Annotated in this window: 13 protein-coding genes and 1 pseudogene; 1 reads left to right on the top strand and 13 read right to left on the bottom strand. The window is 47.8% G+C overall.

Annotated elements, in window-relative coordinates; translation table 11 throughout:
* Window positions 1-64: 64 nt before the first annotated feature.
* A pseudogene (locus HQ393_RS08050) lies at window positions 65-541 on the bottom strand (FxDxF family PEP-CTERM protein); the annotation flags it as partial.
* A 408-nt stretch (window positions 542-949) separates the two neighbouring features.
* Between HQ393_RS08050 and HQ393_RS08045 the strand changes: the two are divergent.
* On the top strand, window positions 950-2278 hold the full coding sequence (locus HQ393_RS08045; protein WP_179358282.1) for a UDP-glucose dehydrogenase family protein: 1329 nt from the start codon (window positions 950-952) through the stop codon (window positions 2276-2278).
* Window positions 2279-2338: 60 nt separating this feature from the next.
* Here HQ393_RS08045 and HQ393_RS08040 read toward each other — a convergent pair whose 3' ends face one another.
* The 12 genes from HQ393_RS08040 to HQ393_RS07985 form a co-directional block, all read right to left on the bottom strand.
* Window positions 2339-2764, bottom strand: coding sequence for a type II secretion system protein (locus tag HQ393_RS08040; protein WP_246307983.1), 426 nt, complete (start codon window positions 2762-2764; stop codon window positions 2339-2341).
* Window positions 2765-2840: 76 nt separating this feature from the next.
* Window positions 2841-3218, bottom strand: coding sequence for a type II secretion system protein (locus HQ393_RS08035; protein ID WP_218871339.1), 378 nt, complete (start codon window positions 3216-3218; stop codon window positions 2841-2843).
* The gene (locus HQ393_RS08030) at window positions 3208-3681 is read right to left on the bottom strand and encodes a type II secretion system protein (RefSeq protein WP_179358279.1); all 474 of its coding nucleotides are present in this window, start codon (window positions 3679-3681) and stop codon (window positions 3208-3210) included. Before HQ393_RS08030 ends, HQ393_RS08035 begins: the two co-directional genes overlap by 11 nt.
* A gap of 3 nt (window positions 3682-3684) precedes the next feature.
* Window positions 3685-5664 (bottom strand): secretin GspD/PilQ domain-containing protein, encoded by a 1980-nt coding sequence (locus HQ393_RS08025; protein ID WP_179358278.1) that lies wholly within the window; start codon window positions 5662-5664, stop codon window positions 3685-3687.
* A complete protein-coding gene (locus HQ393_RS08020) occupies window positions 5661-6194 on the bottom strand; it encodes a hypothetical protein (RefSeq protein ID WP_179358277.1) in 534 nt (177 codons plus the stop codon). Before HQ393_RS08020 ends, HQ393_RS08025 begins: the two co-directional genes overlap by 4 nt.
* Window positions 6194-6718: a hypothetical protein gene (locus HQ393_RS08015; RefSeq protein ID WP_179358276.1), complete on the bottom strand. Its 525-nt coding sequence runs from the start codon at window positions 6716-6718 to the stop codon at window positions 6194-6196. Before HQ393_RS08015 ends, HQ393_RS08020 begins: the two co-directional genes overlap by 1 nt.
* On the bottom strand, window positions 6715-7293 hold the full coding sequence (locus tag HQ393_RS08010; RefSeq protein WP_179358275.1) for a hypothetical protein: 579 nt from the start codon (window positions 7291-7293) through the stop codon (window positions 6715-6717). The genes HQ393_RS08015 and HQ393_RS08010 overlap by 4 nt, the downstream gene beginning before the upstream one ends.
* The gene (locus HQ393_RS08005; protein ID WP_179358274.1) at window positions 7290-8081 is read right to left on the bottom strand and encodes a hypothetical protein; all 792 of its coding nucleotides are present in this window, start codon (window positions 8079-8081) and stop codon (window positions 7290-7292) included. The genes HQ393_RS08010 and HQ393_RS08005 overlap by 4 nt, the downstream gene beginning before the upstream one ends.
* On the bottom strand, window positions 8062-9720 hold the full coding sequence (locus HQ393_RS08000; RefSeq protein WP_179358273.1) for a GspE/PulE family protein: 1659 nt from the start codon (window positions 9718-9720) through the stop codon (window positions 8062-8064). The genes HQ393_RS08005 and HQ393_RS08000 overlap by 20 nt, the downstream gene beginning before the upstream one ends.
* On the bottom strand, window positions 9717-10895 hold the full coding sequence (locus HQ393_RS07995; RefSeq protein ID WP_179358272.1) for a type II secretion system F family protein: 1179 nt from the start codon (window positions 10893-10895) through the stop codon (window positions 9717-9719). Before HQ393_RS07995 ends, HQ393_RS08000 begins: the two co-directional genes overlap by 4 nt.
* A gap of 9 nt (window positions 10896-10904) precedes the next feature.
* A complete protein-coding gene (gene gspG, locus HQ393_RS07990) occupies window positions 10905-11339 on the bottom strand; it encodes a type II secretion system major pseudopilin GspG (RefSeq protein ID WP_246307982.1) in 435 nt (144 codons plus the stop codon).
* Window positions 11340-11601: 262 nt separating this feature from the next.
* Complete coding sequence (locus HQ393_RS07985) at window positions 11602-13596, bottom strand: glycosyl hydrolase family 18 protein (protein WP_179358271.1); 1995 nt, start codon at window positions 13594-13596, stop codon at window positions 11602-11604.
* Window positions 13597-14129: the final 533 nt, after the last annotated feature.

Below are 14129 nucleotides of genomic sequence, written 5' to 3'. Positions count from 1 at the left end.
CAGTACATTGAAAAAGCCCCGAATTGAAAATTCGGGGCTTTTATTTTATGGCGTGAATTGCAACTTAGGCTTTCATGGTCTTACGACGACGAGCCGCGAGCAAGCCAACTAAACCCATGCCCATCAAGGCGTAAGTTTCTGGCTCAGGTACGGCAGCGACGCTATAAGTGAATTTGCCTTCATAGTTTGGTGTAAAACCTGAAAAGACAAATTTATAGTTCTTTTTTGCATTAAATGAGGTGTCAAACAGGTAAGAGCCTGAGGCGCTGCCAAAATATGCAGTGCCAAGTACGTTCATACCTTGTACTAATTTCACTGACAAGAAATCAAAAGCACCATCTTTGTCTTTTGGATTTTGTATGGACTCAAAACTGAAATTGATGGGCGAGCCATCTTTTACTTTGAACGTTTCAGAGCTAAACATCCATTCATCGCTCCAAGACTTTGTGATGGTTTTTTGTGCATCGAAGCTAGCACCATTGACCAATGATACTGTTGCAAAACTTGGTGCTGCTGCAAAGCTGATTGCTGCTGCAAGTAGCATTGAAGATAATTTCATGTGTATTCCTTTAATATAAGTAATTGCTAAATTACATTTAGCGTAATAAGTGGTGATTTTACTTATAGTGCGGGGTTTGGTAAAGTGGTTTATGTTTCAATTCCTTGAAATTACTAAGAATTTTTCAATAGCGGCTTAGTGTTAATTCTTTAATAATCAAATCTGTCTATTTTTTAAAGCAATTCTTCGTGTGGGCTATTTTTGTAGTGCAAACGCAATATTTGTCATCAATTTGTAAATTAGTTATATGACACTTTGGAGTTTGATTGCGAAGTCTAAAGAGCCATTCAATTTTTTGATGTGGGATTGCATCCTTGCAGCGGTATTTTGTGGTGCACCTGCCTTGATTTCGAATTTAGAACGGATAAATAAGTACATCATGAGGAACATATGAAGGTAACTGTAATTGGTTCTGGCTATGTAGGCTTGGTCACGGGTACTTGTTTGGCTGAATATGGCAATGATGTTGTGTGCCTAGATCTGGATCCTGAAAAAATAGCATTACTCCAAAATGGTGGTGTGCCAATTTACGAACCGGGTTTAGAGGAAATGATTAAGCGCAATGTTGAAGCTGGGCGCTTACGATTTACGACTGATGTTGCTGAATCTGTGGCGCATGGCACGATACAGTTTATTGCAGTTGGTACGCCACCTGATGAAGATGGATCGGCAGATTTGAAGTATGTGACCGCTGCAGCTCGAAATATTGGCAAGTATATGAGCGATTACAAGGTGATCGTAGATAAATCAACTGTGCCAGTCGGGACTGCAGATAAAGTTCAACAGGCACTTTTATCCGAACTTACGCTGCGTGATAAACATATTAGTTTTTCTGTGGTATCAAACCCCGAGTTTCTTAAGGAAGGTGCGGCGGTTGAGGATTTTATGCGCCCAGATCGAATCGTGATTGGGGTTGCAGATGAAACAGCCAAGGATCTCATGGCGACGTTATATGCGCCCTTTGTGCGTAATCATGATCGCATCTTGTATATGGATGTTCGATCCGCAGAGCTGACTAAATATGCGGCCAATGCCATGCTAGCCACGCGGATTTCGTTTATGAATGAATTGGCTAATTTGGCCGAGGTGATGGGGGCCGATATCGAAGAGGTTCGCAAAGGAATTGGCTCTGATCCACGGATTGGTTTTCATTTTCTTTATCCTGGCGTGGGATACGGTGGTTCATGTTTTCCTAAGGATGTTCAGGCCCTACAGCGTACTGCACAAGAGAATGGCATTGAGTTACGGGTGCTAGATGCGGTTGAGCGTGCCAATAGCGCTCAAAAAACAGTGCTAGTGAATAAAATTCTACGCCGAATGGGGGAAGATTTGACGGGAGTGCATTTTGCTATTTGGGGTTTGGCATTTAAGCCAAACACCGATGATATGCGCGAAGCCCCGAGTCGAGTCATTATCCAAGAATTGCTAAAGCGAGGTGCAACTGTAACTGCCTATGACCCAGTGGCGATGCACGAAGCAGAACGCGTAATGTCAGGCTGGAAGGGATTAACGTTCTCACAAAATCCTAAAGCGGCTTTAGAAGGCGCAAATGCGTTAATTATTGTGACTGAATGGAAAGCATTTCGAAGCCCAGACTTTGGTGAAATGAAATCATTGTTAAAGCAAGCATTGGTCTTTGATGGGCGTAATTTATATGATCCAAAACGAATGCAAAAAGAAGGTTTTGAATATTTCCCGATTGGGCGAGAGCAGGGTTGATTGTGATTTTTGAAGAATCGTCAACGCACTAAAAAGCCATCTTTTTTAAGATGGCTTTTTTTAGCGACGTCCGCCGCCGCCGCGATTGGGCCAATGGGCAAAGCGCCAGTCTTGATAGCTTTTTGCTTCGGCAAACCCGGTCAGATCTTCAGGAAAATTGGCTGATTTGAGTGGTTTTTGCAATGATTTACTGTAAACGCCCATAAAGCCGCCGCCTGGTGCGTTTAGATACAGCCAGTCTTCGCCGGTAATGGGATCTTTATAGGCTTTTCGCAAATAGCGTTTTGGGAAAGGAACGCGTGGATCTTGCACGAGATCATCCAGCGTTTTTGGATAGGCTGTTTGTGGGTTGTCGCCGATATTATTTTCGCTATAACGCTTAATGGCGGTTTTGATTTCTAAACCCATCCGCACCAAGTCTTCTTCTTTAGTTCGCTGGATGCGGTTTTGCCAGGCTTCCCCAACCTGAGCGAGATAGATGCTCATTACGAGCACCATCATGAGAGCCCACATATAGGCAAAGCCATTTTGCCGTTGAAGGGGGGGCGCTTAGGCACTTTCGTTACCAGGTATTGTAGTTAGTGCCATCTTTGGCTACGGCATCCGAGCCGCTCTTGATGTCATAAACACCAGTGCCGCCTTCAGGCGGCACAATGCGCCAGCTATCCCGTCGATTGGTAATTGGATCTAGTGGTACTTCGCGTAGATATTTACGCTCAACCATTTCTTCCAATGTACTTGGATAGCGACCTGTATCGGCAAAAAATTTGTCAATACCATCCCGTACAGCGACCAAGTTATGCTTGAGTACGGTTTCTTGGGCGCGGTCGGTCTGCTGAAAGTAGCGCGGCACAACCAAAGTCAGCAAGCTGGCCATAATTGCTAGCACGACGAGGAGTTCAATCAGGGTAAAGCCGAGGCGGCGAGATTTACCATTCACGGTAGCTAACACCATTTAATCCAATATTGCTTGAAAGGGAGTAGACATCATACACGTCACGGCCCTCGGCGGGGGAGTCGGGCGGGCTGGCGTAGCTGCGTAAACCCCACGTTTGTGCGTTACTTTTGCTTGGGCAATCGCAAAATGGATCACGAGGTAAGCGGCGCAAGAAATAGATTTTTCGCCCACCAGGGTCTTTTAAATCCTTAACGCCTTCTACCAGGGTTTCCAGTGTGGCTGGATATCCCGAGTCTTCGAGCGATTTATTAACCTTCCCTGCGTCTGCCGCCAGTTTATATTGATCAATCGCATTGCGAATTTGCCACAGTGAACGACGTAATTCCTCTTCACGCGATCGAGTTGCTGCGACTTGCGATAGTGGCAAGGCCACTGTCGCAAGTACTGCCAAGATGGTGAGTGTCACCATCAACTCAATCAAAGTAAAGCCAGCTTGCTGTTTCACGGCTTAACGACGCCCTAGGCCACGGGTTGGTGGTGGCGTGGGTTGTGCATCTCCCGTATTTGCTGGTTGCGGTGCTGGTTGTTGTTCCGGCGCTGGGGCTGGTGGCGGATTGTATGTTGTAGTTTGGCTACCTTGATTGCTGATATTAACCGTTGATGAGTTCCGTAGACGTAATGGATCAGTACTGATTGCGCCTTCAGTGCCACTGTCAAAGCTCGTGATATGAGACGATGGCAAAGGTAATGAGCGGATAACGCGCGGCGTTATCATCAATATCAACTCGGTTTTGCTAGACTCAGAGCGTTTTGTGCCAAAAATCCGATCAAGCAGCGGTATCGTGCTGATAAATGGCAAACCTTGCCCTGCGTCGATTTCCGAACGAGAGAGCAAACCGGCGAGCACTTGCGTTTCACCATCACGAGACGTCATATTCGTTTCGGCGCGGCGTGTACCAATTTGATAAGCGATCAGGCCTGATTTGGTCGTAATCGTTTTGACAATATTGGATACTTCGAGGCTCACTTTGACGCTGATGTCGTTATCAACCGTTAATACTGGTTCGACATTCAGTGTCAGACCCACATCTTGGTAGTTTACACTTTCGCTACTTACGCCATTTGAGGTGGTTGTGGTTACGACAGGCACACGATCACCAATCAACAACTTCGCTTTTTCGCGGTTTTTAACCCGTATTTTGGGGTTAGCCAAGACATTGGTGTTGCCTTTGGTTTGCATGAAGTTGGCCGTAATCGTTGGCGCACCTAAATTGAGCAAGACATCGCTCTTGTTCAAGTTGCCAAGCTGATCCAACGTCATCTGACCTGCGCCTTTCGTTGCCGCTACAGAAGTCGTCGTGGTTGAGCCATCAGCATTTTTGGTCACAGTAGGCGTCGTTGCTATGGTATTGCCGTAGACAGTAGCGGTGACGCTGCTTGGATACTGTATACCCAGGTCCAGTACATCGCTGTTGCTGACTTCAAGTACCTCGACATCCATCAGGACTTCTGACTGTGGAATATCTTGTGCCGCGACCAAACGTTCGGCAACTGCAATGGCGTCAGGCGTATCGCGCATCACGAGCATAGAGAGGCGCTCGTCAATATAAACATCACGTGTTTTCACCATCTGCTTGATCATCGCAAGGACCTGCTTTGGGTCTGCGTTGGATAGGTAGAAGGTGCGCATAACCATGTCTTTGTAGTCACGGTCTTTATCGGGGCGTTTTGGATAAATCAGAATGGTGTTGTCATTCAGGATTTTTTTATCGAGCTGATTCGTCGCCAAAATCAGATTGATGACATCCTCAACCGTTGTATCGCGCGCATAAATCGTCGTTTTCAGATTGGGTGGTACGTCTTTGTCAAAAATGAAGTTGACTTTGCCGATGCGTGAAATGATGTCAAACACACTCATCATGCTCTGATCACGGAACTGCAAAGAAATCGGGCTTTTGAGTGCTTGAGCGAGCGCAGGGCGCAAGCTGACTTCACGTGAGCGACGGTTTTCGATGTCGTTTTTTAGCGTTTGAGCCTGCACGTTGCGAGGGTTGTCTTGCAGAATTTGATTCACAATCCCGAGTACTTCATCAGGTCTTGCATCTTTGTTTTCGCGGGCATAACGCAGCATGGAGTCATGGCGAACGCCCATTTCGATCAGACGAATCCCTTCCTGTGCACGAATATTATTTGGCACCCATTGCAGGACAGTCTGGTAGGCGCTAATTGCGACAGCACTATTGCCTTGCTGACGGGCCTGATCACCCTTAATCAGCATTTGATTAACGTAGTTGAGCAAGCTGGTCTGATAGGCTGTACGCAGTTTCAAATCATTAGGCGAGCTAGCAATTTGGGCTTGTAGCGTTTTCAGCGCGGCTTCAGGGTTACCTGCATCAAGCTGTGTTTCGGCTTGGTAGCGTGCAATATCCGCAGCACAGCCGCCTAAAAAAGCCAAAGAAATAATTGAGGTCATTAACGCACGTTTCACGGCGTTCCTCCTGTCGGCAGCGATTGCTGCTGATTAAGTGGTAAATAAGTAAAAGTCAGAACATCACGGCTCAGTTTGTCCAGGCGGTAGACGCCGAGGAAGGTATCGCCGGGTTGAATTCTGCCTAAGGTATCACAACGCGTGCAGAGCACTAAAGATTGTCCTTGCCCTTCCAAAACATAGTAATCACTGACTTTTTCGTGCCAGGTGGATGTGAGTTGCAATGGAAATGGTGGCGCCACGGGTACTGGCGTCGGGGTGGGCTTGGGCACCGGTGTCGGTTTTGGCGGTGGTGGAGCCCAATTTTGTTTGGGAAATAGATCAGAAAGACTGGTGCCTTGCTGAGCAACTTCAGATGCAACTGAACTGGCAGCAGATGCTAATTTAACTTTAACACTGCTTGCCTGGACACGAGGTGCAGGCTTGGCTGCCGACACGAGCTCAGCTTCTTGCTGACTATCATGCCAGAAAGTATATGCCGTGATGGCCAGCGTACCGCCTAATAGCCATTGCATTGGACGGGAGAGCATTAACGCACCTCCGTTAAATACGAGAGTTGCATCTGAACAGACAATTGCTCTTCGCCAATCACTTGGCGTTGTAAATTCACCGCCTCAATGCGTACGCCTGGTATTTGCTGCAATGCAGCCGTAAAGCGGCGAAACTGCATATAGCGTGCACTGGCAGGAAATTGCAGGCTATAGCGTTTTAATTTGCCGTCAGCTTCAATTTGCGATTTATAGTCCACTTGATTCAGCGCTACCTGATCTTTGGACGCGATTTCATTCATGCGACGCAAAAAGAAGGTAAAGGTATCTGCCTGATTCAACTTGGGTAATTCTGCACTAACAGTGCTGGCAATAATTGGCGTACGTAAGCTATTGAATTTACGTTCTAATTCGGCTTCGCGATTGGCTAGGTCTTTCTCGTAGGGTTTTAAGTCCTGCGTGTAGAGAACCGCCGCAAAGCCCAATAAGACGATGCCTGCCAAGCCCAAAATACCAGCGTATTTTGGAATTAAGCGCAGATACCAGAGTAGTTGCGATTTATTCATCGGCTTACCCCTGCTTTTGATGCTTCAACTTGCGAAGCCACCGTTTCGATTGGGCGGTTGTCTTGCCAGAAGATCTCGAGTGAAGCGACGGCCGGGCGGAATGGGTCGCCAACTTTAATGGCATTGCGTGCCAATGAAACCTGCTTTACCGCTGGGTCTTGGTTGAGACGATCCACCAGCAGTAACACATCGTTGAGCGTTTTGGCTTCAATTTCTAATTTGATGTCACGTTCAGAGTTGGCAATTTCCATACGCGTAATGGCAATCTCTGGACGCCATGCATCTTCTAAAATCAGCAAGCCTGTTTCAATATTATTTGTTTGTGCGCGAGTGACCTTGGCGACTTTATCCGATACGGGTGATGCTTTCTGTGCCGCCAATCTCTTCGCTTCTAGCTGCTTGAGGCGCAGGGCCACATCATCCTCGCGAATTTCAATTTGAGCTTTGTTTTCCTTGGCAACATCCATTTGAGTCATGACCCAAAGTACCGCCACAACGCCCAGTACGGTAAGAATAAGCCCTAGCCAAGGCACGACACTTGGGCGGCGGTTGAAGTCTAATTGTAGTGTTTTCACGAGATCACCTCACCAGCAATAAACTGTGGGTGAGCAGGGCCTAGCCACTCAAAATCAAAATCAGCCGCTTTAATGCTGGCCAATTGTATGTCAGATGATGTGACGTAAACATATTCGGGCAAGAATTGCCCCGCAAGCACAGCAGCTTCACGAACGATCGCCGACAAAGAACGTGCGATTTCTTGGTTATCGATTTGAATCGGGATTGCAATCACCCCTTGCCAAGCTTTTTCACGATAAAAACCGACAATCGCATGGGATGTTTCGATAACCAGCAAGGCATGTTCGGTTGATTTTAATGCGCGACGATGTTGATTTACCGCTGTGGTGAAAAGTGGTTCAACTTCGGCCAGCTTTAATTTGCTGCTTCGGCACAATTCCGCAATCGTTTGGTATAGGCCTTCTTCGATACCCGCTGCGACGCGCGGTTTGCCATATGCACCTGCTGACACGCGGATTCGCCAATGTTCGGTTGTGACGCCATATTGTTGAGCAAGCAAAATGCGGGCATAGCTTTCCCAGTCGCTATCTTTTTTTAGCGAGTCTTGCCATGGCAGGCAGGCATATCGTACCCACGGCGAGCCAAAAATCAGCTTGACGGGGTCTACTCCCAACGTACCGCGCGGCGTGTTGCTGAGCAAATCCTGAAGTCGCGAGACAAGAACGTCAGGTGAGGGATCGATTGAGCCGCGACGACGACTCAACACTTCTCCGCTGAAAGAGAGGCTACTGAGCCGGACGCGCTGCTTGCCAAAGCAGGCGATATGTTTAATCAACAAATGTGACACGGTTGATTTCCTGCAAGGTGGTTTCGCCACGAGAAACCGCGTTGACCGCAATTTGTCGCATGGAGACAAAGCCTTTGGCGAGGGCGATTTTCTTTAATTCAACCGCGGGCGCATGATTGGCAATGGCTTGTTTCATATCATCGTCAAGGCGTAGCACTTCTGCAATTGCCTTACGACCTAAATATCCTGTGTTACGGCAAGACGTGCAGCCTTTGCCTTTGCGGAAAGTCCAGCCCTTGACTTGTTCGACGCTAAGCCCCGAATTGATCAGCAGGCTTTCATCTGGAGCATCATCGGTGACGCAGTGCGGACAGACTTTGCGGATCAGTCGCTGCGCGACAACGCCGATTAAGGCATCGACAAAGCTGTTGGGTTCTACGCCCATATGAATAAAGCGATCGATCACCGAAAATGCATTGTTGGCGTGGACCGAGGTGAGTACCAAGTGACCAGTTAACGCAGCTTGAACTGCAATATTGGCCGTTTCACCGTCGCGAATCTCACCGACCAGAATTTTGTCTGGGTCATGGCGCAAAATAGAGCGCAAACCACGGGCAAACGTGAGGCCTTTTTTATCATTGACCGGAATCTGCAATACGCCCGGGAGTTGGTACTCTACTGGATCTTCAATGGTGATGATTTTCTCTTCGCCATTATTAATTTCCGACAAAGTGGCATATAGCGTGGTCGATTTACCAGAACCAGTCGGGCCAGTCACCAGTAACAAGCCGTAGGGCTCATGAGATAGCCCGCGAATGGCCGCCATTGTTTGCTCTTCATGGCCGAGTGTTTCTAGGCGAAGTTGTTTGAATGTATCGCCGCCGCCTTGTTTATCCAAAATCCGCAATACGGCATCTTCACCGTGAATCGACGGCATGATGGAAACACGAAAGTCGATATCGCGGTTATTTACCAAGGCTTTAAAACGGCCATCTTGCGGAACGCGATGTTCAGAAATATCCAGCTCGGCCAATACTTTCAGGCGCGAAATGATTTGTTCTGCGGTGTCCGAGCCATTAGCGCCGCCGGCATGGAGTAGCACACCGTCAATCCGATACTTGATCGTCATGCCGGCAGGCGTGGTTTCCATATGGATATCGGACGCTTTGGCTTTGAGCGCATCGTACAGCGTCGAGTTAACGAGTTTAACGACAGGATTGGCATCTTGTGACAGCGTTGAGAGCGAAATCTCGGTGACGCCGCTGTTGTTGGTATCTTGATTTTCGCCAACGGCCAATTGCTCCATCGCGCGGTGCGATGTTTCGTACTCGTTAAAATACGTTTGCAGTACATCGTAGTGCGCAAACGAAGAGCGAAATGCAACGGTGATGCGTTGTTGTGCCCAGTTGCGAACCACAGGGCTGAATGGGTCGGACATGACCAACACATTGCCGTGGATGGGGCTTTCCGCTAAAAAGCACTGGTGTGCAGCTGCATCGCCGAAGGACAGCAAATCGTAGCGGGGTTTGAGTTGATATAACTCTTCGCGGGTAATTGCTGGAATGCCAAGAAATTCGCTAACTTCCGAGCAATACCCCTCGTCACTCAAGCCCAGTGATTGCTGAACCAGCATGGGGAGTGGTTGATTGCCACCCGTGCTACGCAGGTGTTGAATTAAATCGAGTGTGAGCTCACTCATTGCATATTCCCGGCCAATTCAAAGATCGGCATATACAGCAAAAATACGATTCCGCCGATCAAGACGCCAATCAGCAACATGAGAATCGGTTCGAATAATTTAGTGAACATCTCGATTGCACGGTCGAGCTCTTCATCGCAAAACTGCGCAGCTCGCTCGCACATCGTTGCCAATTCACCACTTTGCTCGCCGACTCGAAGCAAGCGTTCGGCCACAGGGGTGGTTAAACCATATTTGGGCAACGTTGCAGACACTTGCTGCCCAGATTTGATGTCTACCAAGGCCTGCGATAGGGCGAGGCGCATTTGAGCTGGGAGTAGTTGCGCAGCCAGATCCAGCGCGCCGACAATCGATAAACCACCTGACAATAGCAAACCTAAGGTTCGATAAAATCGAGTCAACGAGAATAGCCGTCGATATCCGTCAAGCTTGGGGATTTTCCAGAAAATCTCGCGAATTAAATCTTGTACTGGGCCCGTTTTAATCAACAAATAACCGCCAACGAGCGAGCCAATAATACTACCGAAGATCAGTGTGCCATGCTGATGAACTAAATCACCCCACCAGAGCATTAATTGTGCTGCAAATGGTAGATTACGCATCGAAGCGTAAATTTGGCTGAATTTCGGAATCACATAAAACAGCAAAAACAACATAATGCTGCCACCAATGCCGATCACCACCAGCGGGTAGACCAGCGACGCGACAATTTTCTTTTTAACGGCGGCTAAGCGTGATTCGTAATGGTGATAACGTTTTAAGGCATCGGCCAAATGGCCAGTTTTTTCCGCCGAGCCCACCGTCGCAACGTAGAGCGGTGGAAATAGGTTCGGCATCTGCCCCAATACTTTTGACAGCGGTAGACCTTGGTAAAGGCCTTCAATCATCCGTGTTAGTACGGTACGGTTTTGATCGTGCCCACTCTTGTCTTTGAGTGTTTCCATCGCCTCCACCAGCGTGAGGCCAGCCTCAAGCAGAGCGATCAGTTCTTGCGTGAACAGGGACACTTGGAATTCGTTTTTGCCAAACGAAAACCCGAAGCTGCGCTCGGCTTGAAAGCTGATGAGTTGTAGGCCTTTTGCGCTTAATTGGCTCTTTAACTCATCAACGTTGGCTGCGTCGAGCTCCAGCTCCTGCATCACTCCTGCAGAGAGGGCTTTGACCTTGTAATGCATGATTTAGGCTTATTGCCAGTAGCTAACGTCGGCATCTTCGCCTGTGCCGCCAGCTTTGCCATCAAGGCCAAATGTCAGGAGTTCGTAGTCGTGCCCATTGTCACCTGGCACCTTATACACATAAGGCTTATCCCAAGGGTCATTGGGCACATCTTTCATCAGGTAGGGGCCATTCCATTTGCTTTCTTCATTGGGTTTTTTCACCAAAGCAATCAAGCCTTGCTCTGTGCTTGGGTAGCGGCCTGTATCAAGGCGGTAGTGGTCTAATGCGTCAGCAATCGACTTCATTTGGCTTGCCGCTGTTTTGGTTTTCGCTTTGCCCACTTCACCAAATAATTTTGGGCCAACGTAACCTGCGAGCAGGGCAATAATCAAAAGCACTACGAGTAACTCAAGCAGGGTAAAACCCTTTTGTAGCAACTGATTGGAATGCATCTTGTTCATGTTTGATCTCGTGTTGATGTCGTTATATCGAGATGTTTAAACCATCCATCCTATTCCTGACATCGTAACTGCCAAAGACCGAGAAAATCAAGGCTTTTTATAGCTTTGTGCATAGGAAAACTGAGTATCTATGCGGTTTCTCACTTCCTTGTTGGAAAATATAAATACTTATTGTGTATGTAATTTAAGTCGGGTTTAAAGTAAATAAAAAACGCCCCAACCGAAGTCGGGGCGTTCAAGGTGGTTATTTCAATTTTGCTATTTATTGATTAACGGTCGCCATTGCGTTTACCAATTCAGAACCTGAGTCGCCGTCAGCAGACCAGCTGAATACACCGCCCAAGCCTTTAGCTTTTGCATATGCAGCTTTGTTTTGAATTACGGCTGGAGTGTCATAAGTCCAGAAGTTATTGCCGTCGTATTTCCACGCGTCACCAGTAATGGCGTGAGTACGTAGAGTACCTGCAGCATTTTTCAGAACTTTGTAGTCTTCAAAGCCATTTTCGTAAGTGCCTTTTGCGGCGCCACTAGCAGATTGATACAGACCATCACCATTTGGACCAGCTGCTACGCCCGTCCAACCGCGGCCATAGAATGGTACGCCCAATTGCAATTTGCTTGCAGGTACGCCCAAGCTGATCAAGCTGTTAATTGCGTGATCGGTGTAGTACGTTGCTGGATCGCCACCGCCTGCGATATTCGGGCTGCTTGGATCTTTGTACAGGTTAGCTTGGAAGTCGGTCTTCGCATCCCATGAGCCATGGTAGTCGTAAGACATGATGTTTACCCAGTCTGTATATGCATATGCAGCAGCAGGGTTAGTTGCATCGTATTTAGCTTGGCCGACACCAATTGCAGTTGTGAAGTAGTATTTCTTACCTGTTTGAGCGGTCAAAGCATCCAATTGAGTGCGGAACTCTTTGAACAGAGCCACATGGTTTGCTTTGTCGTTAACTGGGTCAACTGAGTTGTAGCCGATACCTTGTACACCTGGGTATTCCCAGTCGATGTCGATACCATCAAATACGCCTGCCAGTGTGCCTGGACCGCCAGCATTAGAGCCTGAATCGTATTTCAGGTTGCCTTTGATGTATTGGTCGATACATGAAGAAACCAGTGCTTTACGGCCTGCGTCGGTCGCGGCAGCAGCGGAGAAGTTTTTAGACCAAGACCAGCCACCAATCGAAATCAAAACTTTCAGATTAGGGTTGAGTGCTTTGAGTTTTTTCAGCTGACCAAAGTTACCTTTCAAGCTGCCTACGCCATCGGCACCCCAAGCATCTGCTACGCCATCAACTGAAGATGCCGCATCGAAACCTTTTTGGTATGAAGCCCAAGCGTCACCACCGTCGCCATTGCCGGTTTCGGTGCGAGTAATACTAGCATCGCATTTGTAAGTGCCATCGGCTTGTTTGTATGTGTTAGCAAACGAGTAATTAATGAAGGTCAATTTGGCTGCTTGACCGCTAGTTTGCATGTTTTTCACGTAGAAGCTACGACCGTAGATGCCCCATTCCGCAAAGTAAGTACCAACTTGTTTAGTGCCAGTATTTGCAACTGGTGTCGCAGTTGGTGCTGCAGTTGGTGCTGCAGTTGGTGCTGCAGTTGGAGCAGCTGTTGGTGCTGCAGTTGGAGCAGCTGTTGGTGCTGTAGTTGGAGCAGCTGTTGGTGCTGTAGTTGGAGCAACTGTTGGTGCTGTAGTTGGAGCAACTGTTGGTACTGCGGTCACAGAACTACCTGAGCATGCGCCTTGATCTAACCATGGAGAGTCCCAAGAGTTAGCTACTTGTTTTGGAATATCGCTAGCTGCTGCATACCACTGAGCTTTGTATGTGCGGCCGTTGTAGCTAACTACAGCGCCAGCAGAGTAAGCCGTCGCTGACCAAGCTTGTGCAGTGCAGCTACCTGCTGCTGGAGTTGCAGTTGGAGCAGCAGTAGGTGCCGCAGTTGGAGCTGCTGTTGGAGCTGCTGTTGGAGCCGCTGTTGGAGCTGCTGTTGGAGCCGCTGTTGGAGCCGCTGTTGGAGCTGGGGTTGCGCTTGCTGCGCCAACCAAAGTCCACAAGGTGGGTGTTGTATCTGGCGTCCAGCCAGCACCTACGTAAGCGGTGTGAGTTACGAGTGCTTTGTAGTCATTGTTTTTATAAGTAACGACGGTGCCTGCGGTGTAGGTGCTACCTTCGGTCCATGCAACGGCTGCGAATGCACTAACGGATGCTACTGCAACAACTGTGGCTACTGCGCTTAAGCGAAAGTTCATTTGGTTTCCTCTCATCCTACGGATTAGATTTGTCGTGTTGTTTGTTTGCAATTTGCAAACAGAAGGCCAATTGGCCACTGCGACATACAAACGGAGTGAGGTAAGACTGGGTCGTCGTTTTGCGCACGATCGAGTGTACTTATCCGATTGTATTTTCGATGCTGGCGGTTTTTTTAGATACCAGTCATCTCAACAGCTAATCCAAATTGTGCTTTTGTGAAGTCTTGGATTTGGCTGTTGTGTAGTGATAATTTTGCAGACTACAAATGCCTTGTCAATAGCTTTAATGAGCGCAAAACCCGCGTGGAATATAGTCTTTTTGTATTTGTAAGGTTTGGTTTGGCGTTGTAAAGGTGCGTGCAGACCAATTGTGCTGCTCAAAATAGCCTTGCATTTTGTAGGTGTTGCTAAGGCCGATTATTTTATTGATTAAATACCACTTTGCGGGGAGTGGTTCGGATTTTGAAGTGGTATTTTCTGATGGGTAAAGAAAAACAAAAAGGCAGCCTGGTGGCTGCCTTTTTATTTTGATC

The organism is Chitinibacter bivalviorum (assembly GCF_013403565.1).
Taxonomy (GTDB): Bacteria; Pseudomonadota; Gammaproteobacteria; order Burkholderiales; family Chitinibacteraceae; genus Chitinibacter; species Chitinibacter bivalviorum.
Note: the sequence above shows the minus strand (reverse complement) of the source record. Positions and strands in the feature narration are given on the sequence as shown.

Bases quoted from the DNA above. Each gene is read 5' to 3' on its own strand.
- HQ393_RS08015 (WP_179358276.1), bottom strand. From the start codon at position 6,718: ATGAATAAATCGCAACTACTCTGGTATCTGCGCTTAATTCCAAAATAC.
- HQ393_RS08040 (WP_246307983.1), bottom strand. From the start codon at position 2,764: ATGAGCATCTATCTCGCTCAGGTTGGGGAAGCCTGGCAAAACCGCATC.
- HQ393_RS07995 (WP_179358272.1), bottom strand. From the start codon at position 10,895: ATGCATTACAAGGTCAAAGCCCTCTCTGCAGGAGTGATGCAGGAGCTG.
- gspG (WP_246307982.1), bottom strand. From the start codon at position 11,339: ATGAACAAGATGCATTCCAATCAGTTGCTACAAAAGGGTTTTACCCTG.
- HQ393_RS08020 (WP_179358277.1), bottom strand. From the start codon at position 6,194: ATGCTCTCCCGTCCAATGCAATGGCTATTAGGCGGTACGCTGGCCATC.
- HQ393_RS07985 (WP_179358271.1), bottom strand. From the start codon at position 13,596: ATGAACTTTCGCTTAAGCGCAGTAGCCACAGTTGTTGCAGTAGCATCC.
- HQ393_RS08000 (WP_179358273.1), bottom strand. From the start codon at position 9,720: ATGAGTGAGCTCACACTCGATTTAATTCAACACCTGCGTAGCACGGGT.
- HQ393_RS08045 (WP_179358282.1), top strand. From the start codon at position 950: ATGAAGGTAACTGTAATTGGTTCTGGCTATGTAGGCTTGGTCACGGGT.